Annotated in this window: 21 protein-coding genes; 10 read left to right on the top strand and 11 right to left on the bottom strand. The window is 50.1% G+C overall.

What is annotated here, in order from left to right; translation table 11 throughout:
- Positions 1-291 precede the first annotated feature (291 nt).
- The 11 genes from ACO0LN_RS28835 to ACO0LN_RS28885 all read right to left on the bottom strand — a co-directional run bounded on the left by ACO0LN_RS28835 (position 292) and on the right by ACO0LN_RS28885 (position 11118).
- A complete protein-coding gene (locus ACO0LN_RS28835; protein ID WP_422979954.1) occupies positions 292-735 on the bottom strand; it encodes a pilin in 444 nt (147 codons plus the stop codon).
- Between the two features lie 398 nt (positions 736-1133).
- The gene (locus ACO0LN_RS28840) at positions 1134-1586 is read right to left on the bottom strand and encodes a pilin (protein WP_422980013.1); all 453 of its coding nucleotides are present in this window, start codon (positions 1584-1586) and stop codon (positions 1134-1136) included.
- A gap of 122 nt (positions 1587-1708) precedes the next feature.
- Positions 1709-2173: a pilin gene (locus ACO0LN_RS28845; RefSeq protein ID WP_422952278.1), complete on the bottom strand. Its 465-nt coding sequence runs from the start codon at positions 2171-2173 to the stop codon at positions 1709-1711.
- A gap of 439 nt (positions 2174-2612) precedes the next feature.
- Positions 2613-3221 (bottom strand): FHA domain-containing protein, encoded by a 609-nt coding sequence (locus ACO0LN_RS28850; protein WP_422979956.1) that lies wholly within the window; start codon positions 3219-3221, stop codon positions 2613-2615.
- 29 nt (positions 3222-3250) lie between these two features.
- Positions 3251-4057 carry a Stp1/IreP family PP2C-type Ser/Thr phosphatase gene (locus ACO0LN_RS28855; RefSeq protein ID WP_422979958.1) on the bottom strand — a complete coding sequence of 269 codons (807 nt, stop codon included), beginning with the start codon at positions 4055-4057 and terminating at the stop codon, positions 3251-3253.
- Between the two features lie 464 nt (positions 4058-4521).
- On the bottom strand, positions 4522-5403 hold the full coding sequence (gene sucD / locus ACO0LN_RS28860) for a succinate--CoA ligase subunit alpha (RefSeq protein ID WP_186947208.1): 882 nt from the start codon (positions 5401-5403) through the stop codon (positions 4522-4524).
- An 18-nt stretch (positions 5404-5421) separates the two neighbouring features.
- Positions 5422-6606 carry an ADP-forming succinate--CoA ligase subunit beta gene (gene sucC, locus ACO0LN_RS28865; protein WP_268978095.1) on the bottom strand — a complete coding sequence of 395 codons (1185 nt, stop codon included), beginning with the start codon at positions 6604-6606 and terminating at the stop codon, positions 5422-5424.
- Between the two features lie 31 nt (positions 6607-6637).
- The gene (locus tag ACO0LN_RS28870; protein ID WP_422979962.1) at positions 6638-7222 is read right to left on the bottom strand and encodes a DUF2889 domain-containing protein; all 585 of its coding nucleotides are present in this window, start codon (positions 7220-7222) and stop codon (positions 6638-6640) included.
- Positions 7223-8290: 1068 nt separating this feature from the next.
- Positions 8291-8749 (bottom strand): recombination regulator RecX, encoded by a 459-nt coding sequence (gene recX, locus ACO0LN_RS28875; protein ID WP_422979964.1) that lies wholly within the window; start codon positions 8747-8749, stop codon positions 8291-8293.
- Positions 8750-8824: 75 nt separating this feature from the next.
- Positions 8825-9868 carry a recombinase RecA gene (recA, locus tag ACO0LN_RS28880; RefSeq protein ID WP_422979966.1) on the bottom strand — a complete coding sequence of 348 codons (1044 nt, stop codon included), beginning with the start codon at positions 9866-9868 and terminating at the stop codon, positions 8825-8827.
- A 329-nt stretch (positions 9869-10197) separates the two neighbouring features.
- Positions 10198-11118 carry a LysR substrate-binding domain-containing protein gene (locus tag ACO0LN_RS28885; protein ID WP_422979968.1) on the bottom strand — a complete coding sequence of 307 codons (921 nt, stop codon included), beginning with the start codon at positions 11116-11118 and terminating at the stop codon, positions 10198-10200.
- A 164-nt stretch (positions 11119-11282) separates the two neighbouring features.
- Here ACO0LN_RS28885 and ACO0LN_RS28890 point away from each other — a divergent pair, with 164 nt between their 5' ends.
- The 10 genes from ACO0LN_RS28890 (at position 11283) to ACO0LN_RS28935 (ending at position 24867) form a co-directional block, all read left to right on the top strand.
- Positions 11283-12386, top strand: coding sequence for a Gfo/Idh/MocA family protein (locus ACO0LN_RS28890; protein ID WP_422979970.1), 1104 nt, complete (start codon positions 11283-11285; stop codon positions 12384-12386).
- Positions 12387-12507: 121 nt separating this feature from the next.
- Positions 12508-13524 carry an aldo/keto reductase gene (locus tag ACO0LN_RS28895; protein WP_422979972.1) on the top strand — a complete coding sequence of 339 codons (1017 nt, stop codon included), beginning with the start codon at positions 12508-12510 and terminating at the stop codon, positions 13522-13524.
- 499 nt (positions 13525-14023) lie between these two features.
- Positions 14024-15268, top strand: coding sequence for an MFS transporter (locus ACO0LN_RS28900; RefSeq protein ID WP_422979974.1), 1245 nt, complete (start codon positions 14024-14026; stop codon positions 15266-15268).
- Positions 15269-15316: 48 nt separating this feature from the next.
- Positions 15317-16702 carry a NarK family nitrate/nitrite MFS transporter gene (locus tag ACO0LN_RS28905; RefSeq protein ID WP_422979977.1) on the top strand — a complete coding sequence of 462 codons (1386 nt, stop codon included), beginning with the start codon at positions 15317-15319 and terminating at the stop codon, positions 16700-16702.
- A 222-nt stretch (positions 16703-16924) separates the two neighbouring features.
- The gene (locus ACO0LN_RS28910) at positions 16925-20653 is read left to right on the top strand and encodes a nitrate reductase subunit alpha (protein ID WP_422979978.1); all 3729 of its coding nucleotides are present in this window, start codon (positions 16925-16927) and stop codon (positions 20651-20653) included.
- Positions 20650-22203 (top strand): nitrate reductase subunit beta, encoded by a 1554-nt coding sequence (gene narH / locus ACO0LN_RS28915; protein WP_422979980.1) that lies wholly within the window; start codon positions 20650-20652, stop codon positions 22201-22203. The genes ACO0LN_RS28910 and narH overlap by 4 nt, the downstream gene beginning before the upstream one ends.
- A 51-nt stretch (positions 22204-22254) precedes the next feature.
- Entirely contained in the window at positions 22255-22914 is a 660-nt protein-coding gene (gene narJ / locus ACO0LN_RS28920) for a nitrate reductase molybdenum cofactor assembly chaperone (protein WP_422979982.1), read from the top strand.
- A gap of 14 nt (positions 22915-22928) precedes the next feature.
- Positions 22929-23612 carry a respiratory nitrate reductase subunit gamma gene (narI, locus tag ACO0LN_RS28925; protein WP_422979984.1) on the top strand — a complete coding sequence of 228 codons (684 nt, stop codon included), beginning with the start codon at positions 22929-22931 and terminating at the stop codon, positions 23610-23612.
- Positions 23613-23651: 39 nt separating this feature from the next.
- The gene (locus ACO0LN_RS28930; RefSeq protein ID WP_422979986.1) at positions 23652-24398 is read left to right on the top strand and encodes a peptidylprolyl isomerase; all 747 of its coding nucleotides are present in this window, start codon (positions 23652-23654) and stop codon (positions 24396-24398) included.
- A gap of 16 nt (positions 24399-24414) precedes the next feature.
- Positions 24415-24867, top strand: a complete 453-nt coding sequence (locus ACO0LN_RS28935) for a hemerythrin domain-containing protein (protein ID WP_422979988.1) — start codon at positions 24415-24417, stop codon at positions 24865-24867.
- Positions 24868-24903: the final 36 nt, after the last annotated feature.

Raw genomic sequence — 24903 nt, forward strand, 5'->3', positions numbered from 1 at the left:
CGGTGGACACAACACACCAGAAATTGGGAGTTGGCGAATCAGGTCTGGCTTAATCCGGAACGGATTGAGCCAGAAGTATCACTGCATGTAGCATGAAATGACGCGACAACTACGTTGACAAACGCCGCTAATTGAATAGACATCATTTCACCGCAGCAATTATACCTTTAGCATGATACTTTTAGTATATTTTTTAATCACCAAAAATAAAAAAACCCGCGATAACGCGAGTTCTCTTCTGAGCAAAAAAAACCCACAATAAAGTGGGCTTTTTGACAATCAAACCAGCTATTAAGGGCAACCGCCTTGACCAGCTTTCAAACCACGGATAGGATCACAGACTGTGCCGGACGCCGTCCAGATCATGTTTGCCTGACCAGATGAGATTGTTGGAGTCAATGTCAGTGTCAAAGGAACACCAGCAGTTGTTGTTGCACCAGTTTGTGTTGCAGTGATGATACCCAGACCAGCTGTAGTCGGGATTACTGGAAGGAATTTAGTCGTAACTGGGAAAGATGGGATGCCATTTGAACCAGTCGTTACGCAGTTAGTCCACGCGCCGTCGTTCTGGTAGCAAATCGCCATCGCCTTCTTCAAGCTCTGCAGTTCTGAAACTGCGCCGGCAGCACGGGTACGGGACGTGTAATCAGAATACTGAGGAATAGCGATCGCTGCCAAGATACCGATAATTGCAACAACAATCATCAATTCGATCAACGTAAAGCCGCGTTGCATTTTTTACATAGGTAATTTCATTTGTTACTCCTACATGTAAAGGTTCTATCTGTAAGCAAAAACAAGTTTATCGAGATGAAAATATGCTTCACTATCGCTTGGTGAGCGTCGTAGTTGACGTTACACCTAGCGTCAAGAACATATCAAGCACACGTTTACTATCGATTAACTTACTGCAAATAAGCAGTTTTTTTATCATTTGACTTGCAAATAATAATTTTGCTGTCTCATTCATTACTTGGTACAAATTGGGTTCATTGCCAATATCTGCTGGAAAATATTACTAAAAAACAATTTTTCACATTTAATATTTGGCATTTATGAATATATTTTTGATCACTTGCTAAAAAAAAAGCCCACCATAATAAAGTGGGCTTTTTTGACAATCAAACCAGCTATTATGGGCAGCCGCCTTGACCAGCTTTCAAACCACGGATTGGATCGCAGACTGTGCCGGATGCTGTCCAGATCATGTTTGCCTGACCAGAAGAGATTGTTGGTGTCAATGTCAGTGTCAAAGCAACACCAGCAGTGGTTGTTGCACCAGTTTGTGTTGCAGTGATGATACCCAGACCAGCTGCAGTTGGGATTGCTGGCAGGAATTTAGTTGTAACTGGGAAAGATGGGATACCGTTAGAACCTGTAGTTGCACAGTTAGTCCATGCACCTTCATTTTGGTAGCAAATTGCCATTGCAGATTTCAGACTATCCAGTTCCGAAACCGCGCCAGCTGCACGAGTACGGGATGTGTAATCAGAATACTGAGGGATAGCGATCGCTGCCAGGATACCGATAATTGCAACAACAATCATCAATTCGATCAACGTAAAACCACGTTGCACGGTTTGCATATTTAATTTCATTTGCTGCCTCATTATAAAATTGAATCTTTAAAAAAAATTGACCGGGAGTTCATAATAAAAAAAGCCCACAATACAATGAAGTGGGCTTTTTTTGACAATCAAACCAGCTATTATGGGCAGCCGCCTTGACCAGCTTTCAAACCACGGATTGGATCGCAGACTGTGCCGGATGCTGTCCAGATCATGTTTGCTTGACCAGAAGAGATTGTTGGTGTCAATGTCAGTGTCAAAGGAACACCAGCAGTTGTTGTCGCACCAGTTTGTGTTGCAGTGATGATACCCAGACCAGCTGCAGTTGGGATTACTGGCAGGAATTTAGTTGTAACTGGGAAAGATGGGATACCGTTAGAACCTGTAGTTGCACAGTTAGTCCATGCACCTTCATTTTGGTAGCAAATTGCCATTGCAGATTTCAGACTATCCAGTTCCGAAACCGCGCCAGCTGCACGAGTACGGGATGTGTAATCAGAATACTGAGGGATAGCGATCGCTGCCAAGATACCGATAATTGCCACAACAATCATCAATTCGATCAGTGTAAAGCCGCGTTGCAGCTGTTTAGGGATAGCTTTCATTATGAACTCCAGGAAAAGTTGAAATCAGGGACTACGGTTCACATGTAGCAATCACCGTGCCAGTTTGTGTTTACTGCGCAACTCCGCATTTTCTTATGCATAAATCAGCGATTCCATAAGCCATTGATTAACTAGTGACGAAATGCGTCAGCAATTGCAACTTAATCAATGCAAATATTTGTCAATGTTTGTGTAAGATAACAAAGATGACTGACAAGTCTGTCAGTCATGTAAAGAATTGTTTCAATACTTGATGAAAATATGAAAATTTTTTTACTTGGCAACTGCCTGACATATATAGCATAAACGCAAGCAGATGGGCAGAGGATGCGTAGCCAGGTCACCTGGCTCATCAAATGAAGCGAGGGAAGCTTTACCAGCAAACCCAATAGTTTGGGCTATCCCCGCCCTGGTGGCGCAGGCAGGGCTGAAATGAGTTCTAGTAGAAAATCACTGCCATTTTTGTCCCTGCCAGTTCTATCATGTCGGCATGCTTGAGGGTATGTGGTTTGTCCTTGATGGACTGGGTATTAACCGTTGCTGCAGCGTTGCCTTCGACCTGGGCAATCACATAATCCTTGCCTTGCTGGGTAATCGCAATGACCTGGGAGCCAGGGCTGCCTATCGTAGTCACGGGCTTGACGAGGTTGAGTTCCTTGCCTGCATTAGGGCCCGTCATGACTTTGATCTTGGCTCTTGGTTTTTCAACAGCCGCAGGTTGCGCCTGGCCTGGCTCAGGCACAAAAGTCTGCTTGCCTGACTCTTCTACCTGGAAACGCAATTTGTATTTACCAATGTCGATGACATCATCATGCTGCAACAAATGTTTTTTGATTGGCTGGGCATTGACCATGGTGCCATTGGTGCTGCCAAGGTCAAGTACGAAAGAGCCGCTGGAAGAAGTATCAATTGCCGCATGCTGACCGCTGACAGTCAGGTGATCAATGACGATATCGTTACTTGGGCGCCGGCCTACTGTGAGGCGTGATTTGCTGATAGTGATTTCTTGCTGAACCAAACCATTAAAGGTGACGATAATTTTCGCCATAAATCTCTCATCAATTCATAATCCCCGACCTACCGGGTAAATGTTCTTTTTAACCAAGACTTGTTTTCTTCACCGACCAGCCTGAACAGGACTACAGAAATATTATCCAGCCCCCCCCTGTCCTTGGCAGCATCAATCAGCGCTTCGGCACAAGGCTGAAGCTCGGTCGCGTGCTGCCTGATCAAGGATTGGATTTCATCATGCCCGAGCATATCGGTCAATCCATCCGAACACATCAGATACAAATCTTCATCTTCAGTATGGTGTGTATGCAACTCCGTATGCACTTCTTCCAGAGTACCCACTGCCCTGGTGATCAGATTCTTGATAGAAGAATAACGTGCCTCCTCTTCAGTCACCAGGCCTGCATTGATCTGTTCCTGCAATACCGAATGATCCTGAGTCAGGCGTGTCAGCCCTCCTGCGCGATAACGATAGGCGCGCGAATCACCGACGTGGGCCAGCAAAAGCTTGTCTTGCAAACAGCATGCCACCACCACGGTAGTACCCATGCCTGCACATTCTGGATTGGTCAGCGCTGTATACAATACATTACGGTTGGCCAGCTCAATGGACTCATTCATCCAGCGTGCCATCGCCAGCGGCCTTGGCCCCATGGACGGGAACCAGATGGCATCCATCTTGCTACACAAATATTCAGCAATGATTTGAGCGGTCATGGCGCTGGCGACTTCGCCCGCGTTATATCCCCCCATGCCATCGGCCAGGACTGCGCAGCCATAGTCTGCACAAACGACGATAGCATCTTCGTTATGCGACCTGACCAAGCCCGTATCAGACAGGGCAGCAAATTCTAGTACACGCTGGTATGGCATCAATAAATGTCGGGATACATCCTGAGCTGAAAGAATTTATATAAAACAAATAATATTTTAGAATTATTTTAATCAGGGCTTACGCAATCATTCGTCCGGCTTTACAAACACTTCCAGTAACGTCCTCATCTGGATACGTCGCTTAAATTAACTTCATTACAGTCAAAGTACCTACGATAGCTGTATGCAGTCTGAATCTTGCATAAACCCTCTGCGGTATGCAATCGAATCTTGTTCGCAGAAGTATTGTCTTGTTTGTCCGATCGCTCGGTATCAAAGCAATACTCCACATAATCGGCTAAACAAAACACACTCAATTCAATAGCGATCAACCACAGATGTCCAAGCTTAACATTAAGGAAATCTATTTGCACGGATATCCACAATAAACCAAGGCATAAATAAAAAAAGAGTCGCAAAATCTGCGACTCTTTTTCATCTAACGCTTATTTACCGCTGCCAACTTACAGCATGGCTTTCAACAAACGCGCCATTTCTGACGGGTTTTTAGTGGCCTTAATGCCGCATTCTTCCATGATGTCGAGCTTGGCTTGTGCAGTATCAGCACCACCAGAGATCAGCGCGCCAGCATGGCCCATGCGTTTGCCCGGAGGCGCAGTCACACCGGCGATAAAGCCAACAACAGGCTTCTTCATGTTGTCACGTACCCAGTAAGAAGCGTTCGCTTCATCAGGGCCACCGATTTCACCGATCATGATGACAGCATCAGTATCCGGATCATCATTGAACATCTTCATGATGTCGATGTGTTTCAGACCATTAATAGGATCACCACCGATACCAACAGCAGAAGACTGACCCAGACCCAGTGCAGTCAATTGACCCACTGCTTCATAAGTCAAAGTACCGGAACGGGAAACCACGCCGATACGACCTTTACGGTGGATATGACCTGGCATGATGCCGATCTTGATTTCGTCTGGTGTAATCAGACCTGGGCAGTTAGGGCCGAGCAATTTTGTTTTGCTGCCGGACTTAGCCATGCGGTCTTTCAACATCATCATGTCACGGACAGGGATGCCTTCAGTAATGCAAATTGCCAGATCCAGGTCAGCTTCTACGGCTTCCCAGATGGCAGCTGCTGCGCCTGCTGGTGGAACGTAGATCACGGAAACGGTCGCGCCAGTGGCTGCTTTCGCTTCAGATACGTTAGCAAAAATCGGTATGCCTTCGAAATCTTCGCCAGCTTTTTTCGGGTTCACGCCAGCGACGAAACAGTTTTTACCGTTTGCGTAATCGCGGCACATGCGAGTATGAAACTGGCCAGTTTTGCCAGTGATACCTTGGGTGATGACTTTAGTGTCTTTATTGATCAGGATGGACATATCTGTTCCTTGCGATTATTAAGCTTGAGCTGCAGCAGCTGCAACAACCTTCTGTGCTGCTTCTTCCATCGTGTCAGCCGCGATGATAGGCAGGCCAGAGTCAGCCAGCATCTTCTTGCCGATGTCTTCGTTAGTACCCTTCATACGCACAACCAGTGGTACTTGCAGGGAAACTGCCTTGGATGCAGTGATCACACCTTCAGCGATCACGTCACAACGCATGATGCCGCCAAAAATGTTGACCAGGATGGCTTTCAGGCCTGGGTTTTTCAACATGATCTTGAAGGCTTCAGTTACTTTTTCTGCTGTCGCGCCACCACCTACGTCGAGGAAGTTGGCTGGTTCGCCGCCGAATAATTTGATGGTATCCATGGTTGCCATCGCCAGACCAGCACCGTTGACCAGGCAGCCGATATTGCCGTCGAGGGAGATGTAAGCCAGGTCAAATTTGGAGGCTTCGATTTCCGCTGGATCTTCTTCATCCAGATCGCGGTATGCCACGATTTCTGGTTGACGGAACAAGGCATTCGCGTCGAAGTTGAATTTCGCATCCAGTGCGATAACCTTGCCGGAGCCAGTCAGAATCAAAGGATTGATCTCAGCCAGGGAGCAGTCAGTTTCCATGAAGGCTTTGTACAAACCTTGCAACTGTACACGCGCATCAGCGATGGAGCCTTCAGGCACACCAATTTTGCGGGAGATGTCATCTGCTTCAGCATCTTGCAAGCCAGCAGTCGGATCGATTGCCAGGTTGTGGATCAGTTCTGGATGTTTTTCTGCCACTTCTTCAATATCCATACCGCCTTCACTGGAGGCCATCAAGACCACGCGCTGGCTGATACGGTCAGTGACCATACTGACATACAGTTCTTTTTTGATGTCTGCGCCTTCTTCGATCAACAGGCGACGAACCTTTTGACCTTCAGCACTGGTCTGATGCGTGACCAGTTGCATGCCCAGAATCGCGTCAGCGTATTCACGCACTTGTTCCAGGGATTTAGCGACTTTCACGCCACCACCCTTGCCACGGCCACCGGCGTGTATCTGTGCTTTAACAACCCAGACTGGTCCGCCCAGCGTTTCAGCCGCTTTGACAGCTTCGTCAACAGACAGGCATGGAATACCGCGTGGTACTGTCACTCCGAATTTGCGGAGGATTTCTTTACCCTGATACTCATGAATTTTCATACGACTTCCCTTCAGACACTGAGGTATAAATAATTAAACAAACAAACTAGCTGGGTGATTTCACGTCAGGCGATGCTTTTGCCCAACGTGGGTAATATTGAACAACCGCCGGCCCGTCAGTACGAAGGGCGTGACAGCGATCAAGTTGAAAAGGTTGGTGCGCCTGCTGGCCGTGATCAGTAGCACCGTCGCGCGTATCGATCACGTCCCCGGCAAAAGCCTGGACAGCAGCCGTAGGCAGAATTTGCGCCATTTCCGTCAGATGGGTGCAGCCATGCACACCAGCCATGCGCTCTTTCACGCCCTGGCGGAACTGTCTTAACAAATTCAAACCGATGAGTTTTTTATAATCTGGGGTAATGACTTCGCAATAACCCGGATAAGGTACCGCATCCGAAGACGCTTCCACATCAACGATGGTCAATTGCAAATCAATGGTAATACGCAGACTGAGGTCATGCAGCGCGCTGCCATTCGGGCGCACGCCGGATGCGAGGGTGATATCGCGAGGCTTATAGTCAGTGATACGGGCGTCAAGATCCCACAATCCATCATCGCGCGCGAACGCTTCGATCTGGATAGTACGCGTGTGCTTCAGGGCGCGTCTGTTGATTGACGAAGATAAGGGCATCATGCCTGCTGGCGGCTAAACCGGAATTACTGAATAAATAGCCACAATTGCGTGTCGTTACCGCAGCTTCTACGATAACAGCCGCTCCTGCGGCCCTGCAAAAAAACCATCAGAGTGTAGCACAGACCAGCCGCGAACTCATCATATGACTACAATTTAAGCAGTTTTCTGAGTATGCTTATGCAGAAATCTAAGCAGAAAATTAAGTTTTTTGTGGTTTGGGAGAAGAAAACCGGGTGAATATCAGGTAAATTTCTTTCCTTACAATATCGATATGTATTTGAAAGCCGTGCTCACTCAAATTGTAAACTGATATCTATTTCAAAGTTGGGGCCGGAAGTTTTTGCTTTGCAGGTAGGGACTGGGCTCACAAAGCTGCGGTCCATCAGCCCAATATCCGAAATTCAATCAATGTCTGGTATTTAATAATAAAAATATCCTCCACTTCGTCATTTCTGCGCAGGCACACTGCTGTCCGGAATAATTGCCTTGACTCGTTTTGTACCTCAAGTACAAGCAGTTTCGTAGCGATTTTTCTGAGTATGAGACTTAATTTTGCAAATGAATATTATTTGCAAACGGTCATGCTTGAAGCTCCCCCCCTTCAAGGGGAGATTTGCGGGAATTCGCAAAGCGAAGCTTTGTGCCACAAATATCTAAGCCGCTTGCAAGCGGCGCGGTGGAATGGTTGGGATGGGGATGGGTTTCCGACGCAAATTCGTCTATCGTCAATCGACCTAAACCCATCCCCACCCTAAGCCGTCCACTGCGCCGCTTATAGGCGACTTAGATTCTGTCGGAACAAAGCATGCTTTGTTACACCCCGACGACATACCCTTGAAAGGGAGCGAATTTACTCGTTATTGTCTGTCAAAAACATTATTCCGGACAGCGGTGTACGCAGGCAGGAGTTCATCGTGTTAACATCTTTAGAACCAAATCTACCGCAGCCTTTTTCAAGATTCTTGAGTCTATACAAATAAATCAAGGACAAACAAAATCAAGCAACGCCGCTGAGCCCCAGCCTGCACCGGGGCGACACTGCTTGAGTATGCCGTTACCCTGCATTTACTCCACATCCTCATCCCGCGACATCCGCATGGCCGCCTGCGTCGCCCTGCTGGAAAACCCCCGCTGCTGCAAAAATGCCGCCTGCTTCATTTTTTCCTGATGATCTTGCGGCGCATGCCGGAATTTCCTGTGCAAGACCTGAACCGCCCTCTCTACCTCAGACTCTTTTAAATCTTCTTTAACGTTTTCGATATCCTGCGCATCCAGGCCATGGCTTTGCAGTTCCGCCAAAATGCGGTTATTGCCAAACCTCATCTGCCGCCGGTTAACCAAAGATTCAGAAAACCGCTCACCAGATAAATACTTGGCCGCCTCCAGAAAATCCAGCACGGCAGCCACGTCATCACCCTCTTCCGCATAGCGTGCCAGCTTACGCTCCAGCTCCATGCGGCTATGTTCACGCATAGATAAATAGCGCAAGGCGCGGGCTTTCAGGCTAATGGTTGGTTTCTTCATACTTTAAAAGCAAAATGCCGGTTGGTAGCTACCAACCGGCATGATTCAAGACTATGGTGCTAACGTTGTTAAAACTTATTCAGCCGTCACTGCCGACGGCATCAACAAAGGCACACCCAGATGCAAGCGCACTTTGTTTTCAATTTCAAATGACAGCTCGGGACGCTCTTTCAGATAAGTACGTGCATTGTCCTTACCCTGGCCAATACGTTCGCCATTATAACTATACCAGGCACCGGCTTTTTCTATGATCTTGGCATCAGCTGCCAGATCCAGAATCTCACCTTCGCGTGAAGTACCTTCGCCATACATGATGTCAAAGTGAGCTTCTTTAAATGGTGGCGCGACCTTGTTCTTGACAACCTTGACCTTGGTTTCATTACCCACCACTTCATCACCGGACTTGATAGAGCCAGTACGGCGGATATCCAGACGTACGGAAGCATAAAACTTCAGCGCATTACCGCCTGTCGTGGTTTCAGGACTACCAAACATGACACCAATCTTCATACGGATCTGGTTAATAAAGATCACCAGCGTATTGGTACGCTTGATACTACCTGTCAGCTTACGCAAAGCCTGGGACATCAAACGTGCTTGCAAGCCAGGCAAAGAATCACCCATATCCCCTTCAATCTCGGCACGTGGCGTCAAGGCCGCGACCGAGTCAATCACAACCAGGTCGACACTGCCGGAACGTACCAGCGCATCGGTAATTTCCAGTGCTTGCTCACCTGTATCAGGCTGGGAAATCAGCAAATCAGACAGATTCACACCCAGTTTTTGCGCATATCCAACGTCCAGCGCATGCTCAGCATCAATAAACGCACAAGTACCGCCCAACTTTTGCATTTCAGCAATCGCCTGCAGCGTCAATGTGGTTTTACCAGAAGATTCAGGACCGTAAATCTCAACGACGCGGCCACGTGGCAAGCCACCAACACCCAGTGCGATATCCAGGCCCAGGGAGCCAGTAGAAACAACCTGCACCTCTTCCACCACTTCACCGTCGGCCATACGCATGACCGAACCTTTACCAAACTGCTTTTCTATCTGTGCCAGCGCTGCTGCAAGTGCCTTTGCTTTTTCTGAGGCATTTTCTGGTTTCTTATCGTCCATACATTCTTTCATTCAATAAGCGGCGGGTGGAAAAAGGAATACTGGCTTAATTTCCTGCGATTTGCAGTACTGTATAAAAAAACAGTGATTTATGCAAGCGACTTTTTGCATTGATTGCTGAACGGGGGATTTTACAGCGAAGTATTGGCAGTCAACCAATTATTACTCATTTGTCGAAATCCACTTAACTCTGAACTTTATTGCTCTGTATGCTTGCCGTCGAAAATGGCTTTAGTGCCAGTGATTGCATAGTAATAGGCATTAGCAGTTGCATTACGCGCAGGATGTTATGCGACAGGTTCGCTCGGCCAAATAATAGATGACAATCTCTAGAGAAGCGATATTTCCTCACGCTTCTCGACTAGAAAATCGATCAGCGCACGCACCTTCGGTGCCATGTGTTCTCGGGAGGGCGTGTACAAGTAGAAGGCGGCGTGTTTGTAGGTCCAATTGCTCAGAACCCGAACCAGGAGCCCTTCAGACAGGGGTTTCTGAACCGCGACGTCGACGATCTGAATCAATCCAAGCCCCTGCAGCGCCATCCGAGTCATGCTCTGGTCATCGTTGGTCGTTAGCCGTCCAGTCACCATTTGTGTAAAGTGGCGGCCATTTTCTCCAGGCTCGGTAAAATCCCAGTCGTGCATGGCACCTGTGCCCGAAAACCGATAGTTGATGCAGTTGTGCTTTGCAAGATCCCCAGGGATCATTGGCTCACCATTGCGCGCCAGATAGGCGGGTGAGGCCACCACTGCCATGGACAGGGCTGGAGTGAGGGGAATGGCAACGACATGTTCGGCCAGGCCTTGCCCCAAGCGGATGCCAGCGTCAAAGCCTTCGGCAATGATGTTCGACAGCGAGTCTGCCATGACAAGTTCGAGAGTGATCTTTGGGTAGCGCTCCTGGAACTCAGCAAGATGGGGTTCTATCAGAGCTTTCGCTGCCAACCGCGATGTATTGATCCGGACCATACCAGAAGGTGCATCGCGCGTGTCACCCATCGTCTGGATCACATATTCGATGTCACGCAAAGCGGGCCTTAGCGTGTCGAACAGCTTCTGTCCGTCCTCCGTCAAAGACATATGGCGGGTGGTGCGATTGAGAAGTCTCACACCGAGTTGACGTTCGAGAGATTTGAGATTCTGTGACAGGGCAGCCCGGGACAAACCCATTTCTTCAGCAGCGCGAGTGAAGCTACCGTGGTGGGCGATGTGGGCGAACCAGGCAAGTGAGGGAAGCAGCGATGGGTCCATTACCTGATTGTAAACTATGGCTTACCACTTATGCTTGGATTTCCACCTTACAGTGCTTGAATCCGGAGGGTAACATTGTCACATAGTTAGGAATCTAGAAGCGGGCGAGTACCTTTCCGATCCTCGACTACCACTTTAACTTTCATCCATTAGGAGTATTTAGCATGACATTAAAACAGCTACGCATAGGCATTATCGGTGCGGATACGAAGGCTAGTTGGGCGGGTGCCTCCCATATCCCTGCTATTCAGTCGCAGCCCGGGCTGGTACTCGCCGCAGTAGCTACACGCCGGGAAGAGAGCGCAAAGACAGCGGCCGAGACCTTTGGGGCGGAGCGCTGGTATGCTGATCCCTATGCACTGATCAGTGACGAAACCATCGACGTCGTCACTATCGCCGTGAAAGTGCCAGAGCACAAGAAACTCGTGGTTGCCGCCCTAAAGGCTGGCAAGACTGTATATTGTGAGTCGCCACTAGGTGTAACGGTTGCCGAGGCCGAAGAAATGGCGGCCGCAGTCGGATCGTTGCACACAGCTATTGGCTTGCAAGGACGCCATAGTCCCGCCGTCCGCCGTGCGGCAGAGCTGGTGACCGCTGGAAAGCTCGGTCGCTTGCTGTCGGCGCGTGTTAATGCGACTACATTCGGTTATGGTCCCCAATCGCCAAGTAACTATGACTATTTCAACAAGGCTGCATCCGGGGCGAGCTTCCTGACGATCACGACCGGACATGTACTTGACGTCATCGAGGCTGTGCTCGGAAACATCGTCGAGGTGGACGCACGTACGGAGCTGCTCTGGCATGACATCGAAATCGTCGATACCGGCGAGACATCCGTTCGAGAAGTCCCGGACCACGTCGACCTCATCGCCAAGACCGCCAGCGGTGCGCCAGTGTCGGTGCAAGTTCTCGCCAACGTGGCGCCACAGGAGGCGAGCTTCACTTTTGAGATTCGCGGTTCCGAGGGGTGGCTGAAGATCACCGGCAACCACCTGGCCGGTGTCCAGGTCGGAGACCTAACGCTTTCGGCAAGCGTCACGTTCGACGCGCCTGACGCGCCAGTGGCGTCTGGTGTCGGTCCAACCGCCGCCGATTTCTGGGCCGGAGCCGCGATCAATGTAGGGGAAGTCTATGCCTCCCTCGCCCGCGATCTCGCGGCTGGCACCTACGATACGCCAGGCTTTGGCCACGCCGCGCACAACAGCAGGCTCGTTGCCGCAGTTGAACGGGCAGCTCAGACCGGCGAGCGGCAGAGAAACCTGTATTGATCAAATTATTCGCCTCCCATCTCGGTGCTTATTTTGGCACGGCACCGACTTTGGGGGATTCAGGTGAATGTGTGCTCCCTCGAACAATTACCCTACCAGATAGAAACTAAGGAGGTGTGTTATGCGAATGCGAAAATTTGGAAACAGCGGCCTGTTTGTCTCGGAGTTATCCTTCGGCGCCATGACGTTTGGCGGCACCGAGGGACTTTGGGGCAAGGTCGGCAAACTAGGTCAGGACGAGGCAGACGCCTTGATAGAAGTCGCTCTCGACGCGGGTATCAACCTTTTCGATACAGCCAACATCTACGCCGATGGACGCAGCGAAGAAATACTGGGCCGTTCGCTCAAGAACCTTGGTGTGGCGCGTGATGACGTTGTCATCGCCACGAAGGTCTTTGGCTCCATGGGCGAGGGTCCAAACCGGCAGGGGGCATCGCGTCGGCACATTTTGGCCGAGTGCCGTGCAAGCATGAAAAGGCTGGGAATGGACCATATCGACCTCTATCAACTTCATGGATTCGACCCCTTGACTCCAATCCAGGAGACGCTCGAAGCTTTTGATACCCTAGTGCGTGCCGGCGACGTCCGCTACATCGGGGTTTCGAACTGGGCTGCATGGCAGATCATGAAGTCGATCGGCATCGCCGATTCCCGCCACCTCGCGCCGATAACGTCGCTACAGGCCTACTACTCCCTCGTGGGGCGCGAGCTTGAGCGCGAGATTGTTCCATTACTCACGTCGGAGCGCGTCGGCCTCATGGTTTGGAGTCCCCTTGCGGGAGGATACCTGACCGGCAAATATTCCAGCGGCGGCAATCACGAGGGCGGCAGGCAGACCGAACTGGATTTTCCGCCAATTGATCGCGTTCGCGGCGAACAGCTCATTCCAGTTCTGCAATCGGTCGCAGAGAAGCACGGGCAAAGTCCTGCTCAGGTGGCTATTGCCTGGCTATTGAAACAGCCCCTTGTATCGACCGTACTCATCGGAGCAAAGCGGGTCGAGCAACTGAAGGAGAACATCAAAGCGACCGAGATTATTCTGGATGACGCAGATATTTTGGCGCTTGACTCCGTCAGTAGACTCCCGATCGAATATCCTGGCTGGCTGCTAGGGCGTGCCAGCCGCCACCCGAGCTAGCAGAGGCGCTGGCCCAAATTCATGATGCGGACGTTACCGACATGCGGTCAAAATACGGCATAGTGATGGCTAGGCGAATCCGCGAGCTGCGCCAGAAAAGTTGCACAGACATACAAGAAATCGCGGTGGCTAACTCATGTATTCAATACGATTTTGCAGATCCCTCATAGTTGAAACTTAAGCGAAAAAAAACCTTATGAATTCAGAGTTAAAAGAAGAAAGGTTCAGACTTAAATTGCCTGCGGTTTTATAATTACTTGATTTTGCTGTTTGGGCAGTTCAGAGTTAGATGCTCTGTATACCGCGTTCCCAAACTGGCAATACCTTATTGCTGCATATCCTTAACTCTTGCGGCTCCATCGAATACTCGTCCGACGAACTAGTTCTACTAGACAATACCCCCCTCCTTTTGCATCAATTAATGCAACCTTCAGACGAATTTTAAAATAACCCTATTCTTTGTAAGCTGATAGCACCTATAAAAGTAAAAGGAGCTGTCATGGCTAGTCAGGGCAAAGCCTATTCGGTGCTGGGTTCGAGCACACTGGCGTTCACCGTCTGTTTCACCATCTGGATGATGTTTGGCGTGATTGGTATTCCGATCAAGGCGGCATTACATCTCAATGAAACGGAATTTGGTCTATTGACGGCGATGCCCGTGCTTACCGGTTCCTTAATCCGTGTACCACTGGGTATCTGGACTGACCGCTTCGGTGGTCGCATCGTCTTGTTTCTGCTGATGTTGTTTACGGTTATACCGATTTACCTGATCAGTTATGCCACGGCTTACTGGCATTTCCTGGTGCTGGGTTTGTTCGTCGGCCTGGCCGGGGGTTCTTTTTCCGTTGGCACCCCCTACGTCGCACGGTGGTTCAAGAAAGAGCGGCAAGGCCTTGCCATGGGCATCTTTGGGGCCGGCAATTCTGGTGCAGCGGTGAATAAATTCATCGCCCCGGCATTGATCGCAGCAGCTGGCTGGACCCTGGTGCCCAAGGTGTATGCATTCATGATGCTGGCTGCAGCCTTGATCTTCTGGGTATTCTCTGCCACTGATCCCAGTCATAACGTCAAATCAAACATCAGCTTCCTCACTCAACTCAAGATGCTGAAAGATCCCAAAGTCTGGCGCTATTGCCAGTATTACTCGGTCGTGTTTGGTGGCTATGTGGGTCTGAGTCTGTGGATGGTCAAATATTACGTGACTGAATATGGCTTCGACATCAAGAGCGCCGCCCTGCTGGCCGCCTGCTTCTCTTTGCCGGGCGGCGTCCTGCGTGCCTTTGGCGGCTGGCTGTCCGATAAATATGGTGCCTATAAAGTGACCTGGTGGGTCATGTGGGTGTGCTGGGTAGCTTTCTTTTTACTGTCTTATCCACAGACTGATTTTACGATCAAGACCATCAATGGCATGCAGTCCTTCCATATCGGCCTGACCCCAACACTGTTCACGGCCATCCTGTTTGTCGTGGGTATTGCGATGGCTGTTGGCAAGGCTTCTGTCTTCAAATTTATCTCGGATGACTACAGCAGCAATATCGGTGCCGTGTCTGGCGTGGTTGGCCTCGCGGGTGGCCTTGGCGGTTTCATCCTGCCTGTATTGTTTGGTGCAATTGTTGATGTGACAGGAGTACGCAGCTCCTGCTTCATGCTCTTGTACGGCACGGTCTGTGTGTCCCTGGTATGGATGCACTTCCAGTTCCGCAGGGAAGGCATGCTGGCAGCCCAGGCGGCTTTGCCAACCTGACATCTGTGAGCATTTTTTGATTACAAGTTATTTGAAAACTAGGAGCATATGATGAGTCATGTATTAAACCGCTGGGAGCCAGAAAATATTGAATTCTGGCGCAAGGAAGGCAGCTCGATTGCCAACAGAAATTTATGGATATCCATCCCCAGCCTGATGCTGGCATTTGCGGTCTGGATGCTGTGGAGCGTGGTGGCAGCCAATCTCGACAAGGCGGGATTTCATTTCAGCAAAGACCAGCTGTTTTTCCTGACAGCCTTGCCTGCCTTGTCAGGAGCGACCTTGCGGATATTCTATTCTTTCCTGGTGCCTGTATTTGGAGGCCGCAAATGGACAGCGATTTCCACGGCAAGTTTGCTGATCCCCGCCATTGGCATGGGCTTTGCCTTGCAGGACCCGACGACCAGTTATTCGACCTTGCTGATACTGGCATTGCTGTGCGGCTTTGGTGGCGGCAATTTCAGCTCCAGCATGGCGAACATCAGTTTCTTTTTCCCTAAATCACGCAAGGGTTATGCGACTGGTATGAATGCGGGCATAGGCAATCTGGGTGTCTCTGTCGTACAGTTTGTGACTCCGTTTGTGATTTCTTCTGCCATGTTTGGCGCAGCTGTATCTGGTGAGGGTTTCCTCTTCCATAATGCCAAGACGGGCGCAGACCATATGTACTGGCTGGCGAATGCCGGATTTATCTGGGTACCATTTATCGTCGTAGCAACCCTGATGGCCTGGTTTGGCATGAACGATATTGCCTCAGCCAAGGCGTCTTTCGCTGACCAGGCTGTGATCTTCAAGCGTAAGCATAACTGGCTGATGTGCTGGCTCTACATTGGTACCTTTGGTTCTTTCATTGGTTTTTCGGCTGGTTTTGCGATGCTGATCAAGGCGCAGTTCCCGGAAATTGATGTCGCAAAATTTGCCTTTCTCGGGCCTTTGGCCGGTGCACTGGCGAGGCCTATTGGTGGCATGATTTCTGACAAAATCGGTGGCGCCAGATTGACATTCTGGGTCTTTGTTGCCATGGCAGCCACCATAGTCGCAGGTATTTTGCCAGCCTTGCACGAGCATCAGTTCATGACGTTTCTGGTGTCTTTTATAGTCATGTTCATTTTGACTGGCCTGGGAAACGGTTCAACCTTTTGCATGATACCGATCATTTTCCAGACCGACCGTGAACGCGCAGCCAAGGGCAAGGGCGAGCCTGCCATGAAACAGGCCAGGCTGGACGCTGCCAAGGAATCTGCCGCCGTACTCGGTTTTTCTGGTGCCATAGGCGCTTATGGCGGTTTCTTTATTCCGCAAAGCTTCGGCACCTCTATAAAGATGACAGGCGCACCTGATATGGCACTGTATGTGTTCATCGCCTTTTACATCAGTTGTATGGCCATCACCTGGTGGTATTACTCACGCAAAGGTGCAGAGATGCCTTGCTAGATTTTTAAACAATAGAAATATCCTGGAAAACGGCCTGTGTATCCACAGGCCGTTTTTTTAAAAGCAGAGCCGTTCTAGTTCTAAAGGACTAGATGGCCTAGTGCGAATGCGCAACAAATTCCACCGCACTGAAGAATGGGCGGGACAGCCTAGATTCCCTACACTCTCAGCATGCATTAAAGAAAATGTGGGTACATCGCCCACTTGATATGGAGAGTTACGATGAGTCATTTTCTGGATAGATTGAAGTTCATGTCGCGGGTGAAGTCCACCTTTTCCGATGGTCATGGTGCCGTGGTAGAAGAAGACCGCAAATGGGAAAATGGTTATCGCAGCCGCTGGCAGCATGACAAGATCGTGCGCTCTACCCATGGTGTCAATTGCACAGGTTCCTGTTCGTGGAAGGTATATGTCAAAAACGGCTTGATTACCTGGGAAACCCAGCAAACTGATTATCCACGCACCCGCCCCGATCTACCTAATCATGAGCCACGCGGCTGTCCGCGCGGCGCGTCTTACAGCTGGTATGTATATTCAGCACAACGCGTCAAGTATCCGATGATACGCGGCCGTCTGATGGAAATGTGGCAAGAAGCCCGCAAGACCATGGGGCCGATAGATGCATGGGAAGCCATTAGCCAGAATCCTGAAAAAGCCAAGCGCTACAAGTCCGTGCGCGGCCTCGGCGGTTTTGTCCGCGCTGACTGGGATACGGCGCAGGAAATCATCGCCGCATCAAATGCCTACACCATCAAAAAATTCGGCCCGGATCGCGTAGTCGGCTTTTCACCTATCCCGGCGATGTCCATGGTGTCTTATGCTGCCGGTTCACGCTACCTGAGTCTGATAGGTGGCGTACCGCTGTCCTTCTATGACTGGTATTGCGATCTGCCACCAGCCAGCCCGCAGATCTGGGGCGAGCAAACTGATGTACCTGAGTCTGCTGACTGGTATAACTCGACTTACCTGATGGTATGGGGATCGAATGTACCGCAGACACGCACACCAGATGCCCACTTTTATACTGAGGTGCGCTACAAAGGTACCAAGACAGTAGCCGTATCATCTGACTTTGGTGAGATGGTCAAGTTTGGCGATATCTGGATGGCCCCAAAGCAGGGCACCGATGCTGCGCTGGCCATGGCCATGGGCCATGTGATACTGAAGGAATTCCATCTCGGTAATAAGTCAGCTTATTTCCGCAACTACGTTAAACAATATACTGACATGCCCATGCTGGTGCGTCTGGTAGAGCGCAATGGCTGTTGTGTACCAGACCAGATGCTGCGCGCATCGCAATTGCCGGGCAATCTGAACGAAGCCAATAATCCAGACTGGAAAACACTGGCTATCGATGAAATCACGGGTGACATCGTATCGCCCAATGGCTCTATCGGCTATCGCTGGGGTGAAGGGAAATTTGATGAAGGTGCCAAAGTCGGTCGCTGGAACCTGGAAGCCAAAGACGGTAATTCTGGTCGCGTCATAGATCCGCAACTGAGTCTGATAGCCAAGCATGACGAAGTTGTCACGGTAGGCTTCAATTACTTTGGCGGCACAGACGCCAACGATATGTTATTGCGTCATTTGCCAGCGAAACGTGTCACTCTGGCCGATGGAAGCGTCGCCCTGGTGGCGACTGTGTATGACTTGTCGATGGCGAATTACGGCGTCGATCAGGGACTGGGTGGTGCGGTTGCAGCCTCCTATGACGACGATATTCCCTACACACCTGCCTGGCAAGAAAAACATACCAGCGTCAAGCGCGATCTGGTGATACAGGTAGCGCGTGAGTTTGCGAAAAATGCCCATGACACCGAAGGCAAAAGCATGGTCATCGTCGGTGCAGCCTTGAATCACTGGTACCACAATGACATGATTTATCGCGGCATCATCAATATGCTGATGATGTGCGGTTGCATAGGTAAATCCGGTGGTGGCTGGGCGCACTATGTTGGTCAAGAAAAACTGCGCCCACAATTTGGCTGGGCACCACTGGCATTTGCCAGCGACTGGGTACGCCCTGCACGCCAGATGAACGGCACCAGCTTCTTCTATGCCCACACCAGCCAATGGCGTCATGAAAAACTGGCACTGGATGAGATACTTGCACCGACTGCAGACAAGTCAAAAGTCAGTCACATGAGCATGATAGACATGAATGCCAAGTCCGAGCGCCTGGGCTGGCTGCCATCGGCACCGCAACTGGAAACCAATCCACTCGACGTTTGTGATGCAGCAGAAAAAGCAGGACTGACACCGCAAGATTATCTGAAAAACAGCCTGAAATCAGGCACGGTCAACATGAGTTGTGATGACCCGGATAATCCTAAAAACTTCCCACGCAATATGTTTGTGTGGCGCTCGAATATCCTCGGTAGTTCAGGCAAAGGGCATGAATACTTCCTCAAGTATTTGCTGGGTACACAAAATGCCTTGTTTGATGATCCTGATGAAGCGATCAAACCATCTGAAGTCAAATACCGCCCTGTGGCGGCAGAAGGCAAGCTGGATTTGCTGGTAGTGCTGGACTTCCGCATGAGCACCACTTGCCTGTATGGCGACATCGTCTTGCCGACAGCTACCTGGTACGAAAAGGATGACCTCAACACCTCAGACATGCACCCCTTCATTCACCCCTTGAGTGAAGCAGTGCAACCTCTGTGGGAAAGCAGGACAGACTGGGAAATCTATAAAGGCATCGCCAAAAAATTTACTGAAATTGGTGGTGAATATCTCGGTACCCGTAACGACATCGTATTGCAACCTTTGATGCACGATACACCCGGTGAACTTGGCCAGGCTTTTGAACCCAAAGATTGGAAAAAAGGTGAATGCGATCTGATTCCCGGCAAGACTGCACCTAATTTCTTTGTGGTGGAACGGAACTACAAAGATATCTACAAGAAGTTTACCTCGATAGGACCTTTGCTCGACAAACTGGGCAATGGCGGTAAAGGCATCAACTGGAACTCCGAACATGAAGTCAAAGAAATTGGCGGTATTACCAAGGTCGTGACTGAAGAAGGTATCAGCAAGGGTCGCCCACGTCTGGAAAGTGCCATCGACGCCTGCGAAATGATACTCACCTTCGCGCCAGAAACCAATGGCCATGTGTCAGTCAAGGCATGGGAAGCGCTGGGCAAGATTACTGGCCGTGACCACACCCATCTGGCGGTTGGCCGTGAACATGACAAGATACGTTTCCGCGATGTGCAGGCACAACCACGCAAGATCATTTCAGCACCGACCTGGTCTGGCCTGGAATCTGAAGAAGTCAGCTACAACGCCGGTTACACCAATGTGCATGAATACATACCATGGCGCACGCTGACTGGTCGCCAGCAGTTCTATCAGGATCACCGCTGGATGCTGGATTTTGGTGAAGGCTTGTGCGTCTACAAACCGGCTATCGACACCAAGACAGTAGCACCAATGCTGAACAAATCACCGAATGGTGAAAAAGAGATCGTTCTCAATTTCATCACGCCGCATCAGAAATGGGGTATCCATTCCACTTATTCAGACAATCTGCGCATGCTGACCTTGAGCCGTGGTGGTCCACACGTGTGGATATCCGAAGGCGAAGCAAAAGAAGCAGGTCTGGTAGATAACGACTGGGTCGAAGTCTTTAACAGCAACGGTACTTTGACAGCCCGTGTCGTAGTCAGCCAGCGTGTGCCCAAAGGCATGTGCCTGATGTATCACGCCCAGGAAAAAATCATCAATACGCCTGGAGCAGAACTCAGCGGCCAACGCGGTGGCATACATAACTCGGTCACGCGTGCAGTCTTGAAACCTACCCACATGATAGGTGGCTATGCACAACTTGCTTATGGCTTCAATTATTACGGCACCGTAGGCAGTAACAGGGACGAATTCATCGTCTTGAGAAAGATGAAAAAAGTAGATTGGCTGGAAGGCAAACTGGAAGAGGAGTCAGCATCATGAAAATACGCGCACAAGTCGGCATGGTACTGAACCTGGACAAGTGTATTGGTTGCCATACCTGCTCAGTCACTTGCAAGAACGTCTGGACCAGCCGTGATGGTGTTGAATACGCCTGGTTCAATAACGTCGAGACCAAGCCTGGCATCGGTTATCCCAAGGAATGGGAAAACCAGAAAAAATGGAAAGGTGGCTGGCACCGCACTGAAGCTGGCAAGCTGGAACCAAGACAGGGCGGCAAGCTGCGCATACTCGCCAATATCTTCGCCAATCCGAACTTGCCTTCGATTGATGATTATTACGAGCCATTCACATTTGATTATGAACATCTGCAAAATGCACCCCTGATGCAGACTCCGCCGACAGCACGCCCTATATCCGTGCTGACTGGCAAGAAAATGGACAAGATAGTCTGGGGGCCGAACTGGGAAGATGATCTCGGTGGTGAATTTAGTGCGCGTAGTAAAGACGCCTTGTTTGAAGGTGTGCAAAAAGAGATGTACAGCACCTTCGAATCAACCTTCATGATGTATTTACCGCGTCTGTGCGAACACTGCCTGAATCCGGCCTGCGTGGCATCCTGTCCTTCAGGTTCTATCTATAAGCGTGAAGATGATGGCATCGTATTGGTGGATCAGGATAAATGCCGTGGCTGGCGCATGTGTATTTCCGGTTGCCCTTACAAAAAGATCTACTACAACTGGAGTTCGGGTAAGGCGGAAAAATGCACGTTCTGCTATCCGCGCATAGAAGCTGGTCAGCCAACTGTTTGTTCAGAGACTTGCGTAGGCCGCATCCGTTATCTGGGTGTCTTGCTTTATGACGCAGACAAGATAGAAGCTGCAGCTTCAGTACCCGATGAAAAGGATTTGTATGAGGCGCAGCTTGGCTGCTTCCTGGACCCGCATGACCCGGAAGTGATCGCCGAAGCGCGCAAGCATGGGATACCTGAAAGCTGGATACAGTCGGCGCAAAAATCCCCCGTCTACAAAATGGCGATGGAATGGAAGATAGCTTTCCCCCTGCATCCTGAATACCGCACTTTGCCCATGGTCTGGTATGTACCGCCACTGTCACCTATACAAAAGGCAGCAGAGGCAGGTCACATGGGCATGAATGGCATTATTCCTGACGTGAAGTCTTTGCGCATTCCTGTACGTTACCTGGCCAATTTACTGACAGCAGGCAAGGAAGAGCCCATCACCAACGCACTGGAACGCATGCTGGCCATGCGCGCCTACAAACGTTCTGAAACTGTGCATGGACAGCTTGATCATGAGGTATTAAAACAGGTCGGGCTGAATGCCGCGCAAGTGGAAGACATGTACCAGACGTTGGCAATTGCCAACTACGAAGACCGTTTCGTCATCCCATCTTCACACAAGGAAATGGTGGAAGACAGCTTCAATGAAAAAGGTAGTTGCGGATTTACTTTTGGTAATGGTTGTTCGGGTGGCACCTCGGATGGGGCCTTGTTTGGCAAGAAACCACAAGGTAGCGTGATTTTTGTGGACATGCCCAAGTCCCGCAAGAAAATGTCGACCACCGAATAATTTGTCAGGGCGCAGAAAATGCGCCCTGCACTGAGTAAAAAAGGAAATCGTATGCAAATTTATCGCATTTTATCGGCATTGATGAGCTACCCGCAGCCTGATCTGATCGCTGCCTTGCCAGAGATCGAGCAGGCGCTGCAAGACGAACCAGTATTTCTGGACGCTTTGCAGACCTTATTGAACTATCTGAAATCAAACAGCCTGATTGCACTACAAGAAAATTATGTAGGCACGTTTGACCGCACGCATTCTTTATCGCTGCATCTATTTGAACATATCCATGGCGAAAGCCGTGATCGTGGGCAGGCTATGGTTGATTTGATAGAAGAATACCGCGCCCATGGCTTTGAGCCAGAGGCTAGTGAATTACCGGATTTTGTTCCGCTGTTCCTGGAATTCCTGAGTCTGATGGATGAGACAACATCTGAAAAGTTATTGGGTGAAGCCATCCATGTGCTGGCAGCAATAGGTATGCGCCTGCAACGCAAGGACAGCCCCTACGCCAATCTGTTTTTGTTGCTGACAACACTGACTGATGTGGTACCACACGAGCAGGGGGAACCTCCAGTGCGCGACATGGATGATGCAATGGAAACCTTTGGCCCAGGCGCAGATGGCGTTGAACCTTTGTTGAAGCCCAATCTGTCGGGCACGCATACCGTGAATTTTTATCCCAGACAGCCTAAACAAGGTGCTGCTGCAGCCCAATAATCAGGGAGACCATCATGACTTATCTGCATCAATTTATTTATGGGATTTATCCCTATATCGCGCTGGCCATTTTTTTGTTTGGCAGCCTAGCGCGTTTTGAACGTGAACAATATACCTGGAAGAGTGACTCTTCGCAGATGCTGCATACCGGTAATCTGCGGCTAGGCAATATCCTGTTCCATGTAGGGATTTTGGGCCTGTTCTTTGGTCATCTGGTGGGTTTGCTGACGCCGGTCATCGTGTGGGACACAGTGGGTATCAGCCACAGCTTCAAGCAAATGATCGCCATCGTCGCTGGTGGCATCTTTGGCACGCTGTGCATGCTGGGCCTGCTGATCTTGTTGCACCGTCGCCTTACCGATGCACGTATCTCTGCAGTGACAAAAACAGGGGACAAGGTTTTGCTGTTATGGATATTCGTCACACTGGGTCTGGGCCTGTCGACGATTTTTGAATCAGCGAATCATAGCGATGGCCACATGATGGTCTTGCTGATGACCTGGGCCCAACACATCGTCACTTTCAAGGGTGATGCTGCTGAATTCATCGTCGCTGCACCTTTGCTGTTCAAGCTGCATTTATTCATGGGCCTGAGTCTGTTCGTGATCTTCCCATTCACCCGTCTGGTGCACGTCTGGAGTGGTTTTGCTTCAGTGACTTATATCAGCCGCGCTTGGCAGTTGGTAAGACCACGCTGATTATCCATAGATTCAATAAGTTTAGTAAGGGAGAACAACATGCCAGTTATTGTCAATGATTACGAACTGACAGACGCCGATATGGAGCAGGAATTACCTGCGCATCAGGATGCCGCAGATGCGATGAAAAGCGCCATGACGGCCCTGGTGTTGCGCCGTGTCCTGCTGGATGAGGCACAACATCTGGGCTTGCGACTTGAAGACGATGATGCCAGTGTCGATGCCTTGCTGCAGCAAGAAGTCAAGGTGCCGACACCAGGGCGCGACGAATGCCTGCGTCAGTACCAGGCTTATCCGGACCGCTTCAAGGTTGGTGAACTGGCAGAAGCCAGCCATATCCTGTTTCAGGTGACACCAGGTGTCGATCTGGATGCCTTGCGCAAACATGCTTCTGTGGTGCTGGCAGATTTGCTGGAAAATCCTGCCATGTTTGCAGAATGTGCGAAAGCTAATTCAAATTGCCCATCCAGTGAAGTAGGCGGCAGCCTTGGGCAAATAACACGCGGTGCGACAGTGCCAGAGTTTGAGCAAGCCGTATTTGCGGCAGAGCCAGGGCGCATTATTCCCAAGCTGGTAGAAACCCGCTTCGGCCTGCACATCATCCTGGTGGGTCGCAAAATGGATGGAAATTTACTGCCTTTCGACGACATAGAAAGCAATATCGCCAAGGCCATGCACCAGGCCAGCCATGATCACGCCATGCGCCAGTATCTGCAATTGCTGGTGGGGCGCGCAAAGATTTCTGGCATCGATATACAAGGCGCAGATACGCCGTTGGTTCAATAATCAAGAAAGTAAAATCATGTCGCAAGCAATGAAAAAACTCGTGGTTCAGCACACAGAATGTGATGAGCAATTGAATCGCTGTGAAGCTGCTTTGCACAAGGGTGATATGGCAGCCGCTGGACGGAATTTTTGTTTATTCAGTGAGCAACTGGATAGTCATTTCACCTTGGAAGAAGACAGGCTTTTCCCGGCTCTAGAAAAAGCAACTGGCATGTCGCATGGTCCAACTGTGGTCATGCGTGCTGAGCACATAGAAATCCGCAATTTGCGCGATGAAGCAAGCGCTGCAATAGCAGCCGGACAGGCAGACCAGGCACTGGCGGTGCTGGATACGCTGAATGTCCTGATACAGCAACACAATATCAAGGAAGAGAATATTCTGTATCCCATGTGTGGCGGCAGTATTCCCAATCTGGAAGCAGTTCTGGGTATGGGTAGTACTTGTTGCGGTGCCTGCTCTTGCGCTTAGTGCGCTTAGTGAGTCCCCTCGTTTCAAACTCAAGCA

Origin of the sequence: Undibacterium sp. TC9W (assembly GCF_049339865.1) — a bacterium.
Taxonomy (GTDB): domain Bacteria; phylum Pseudomonadota; class Gammaproteobacteria; order Burkholderiales; family Burkholderiaceae_D; genus Undibacterium.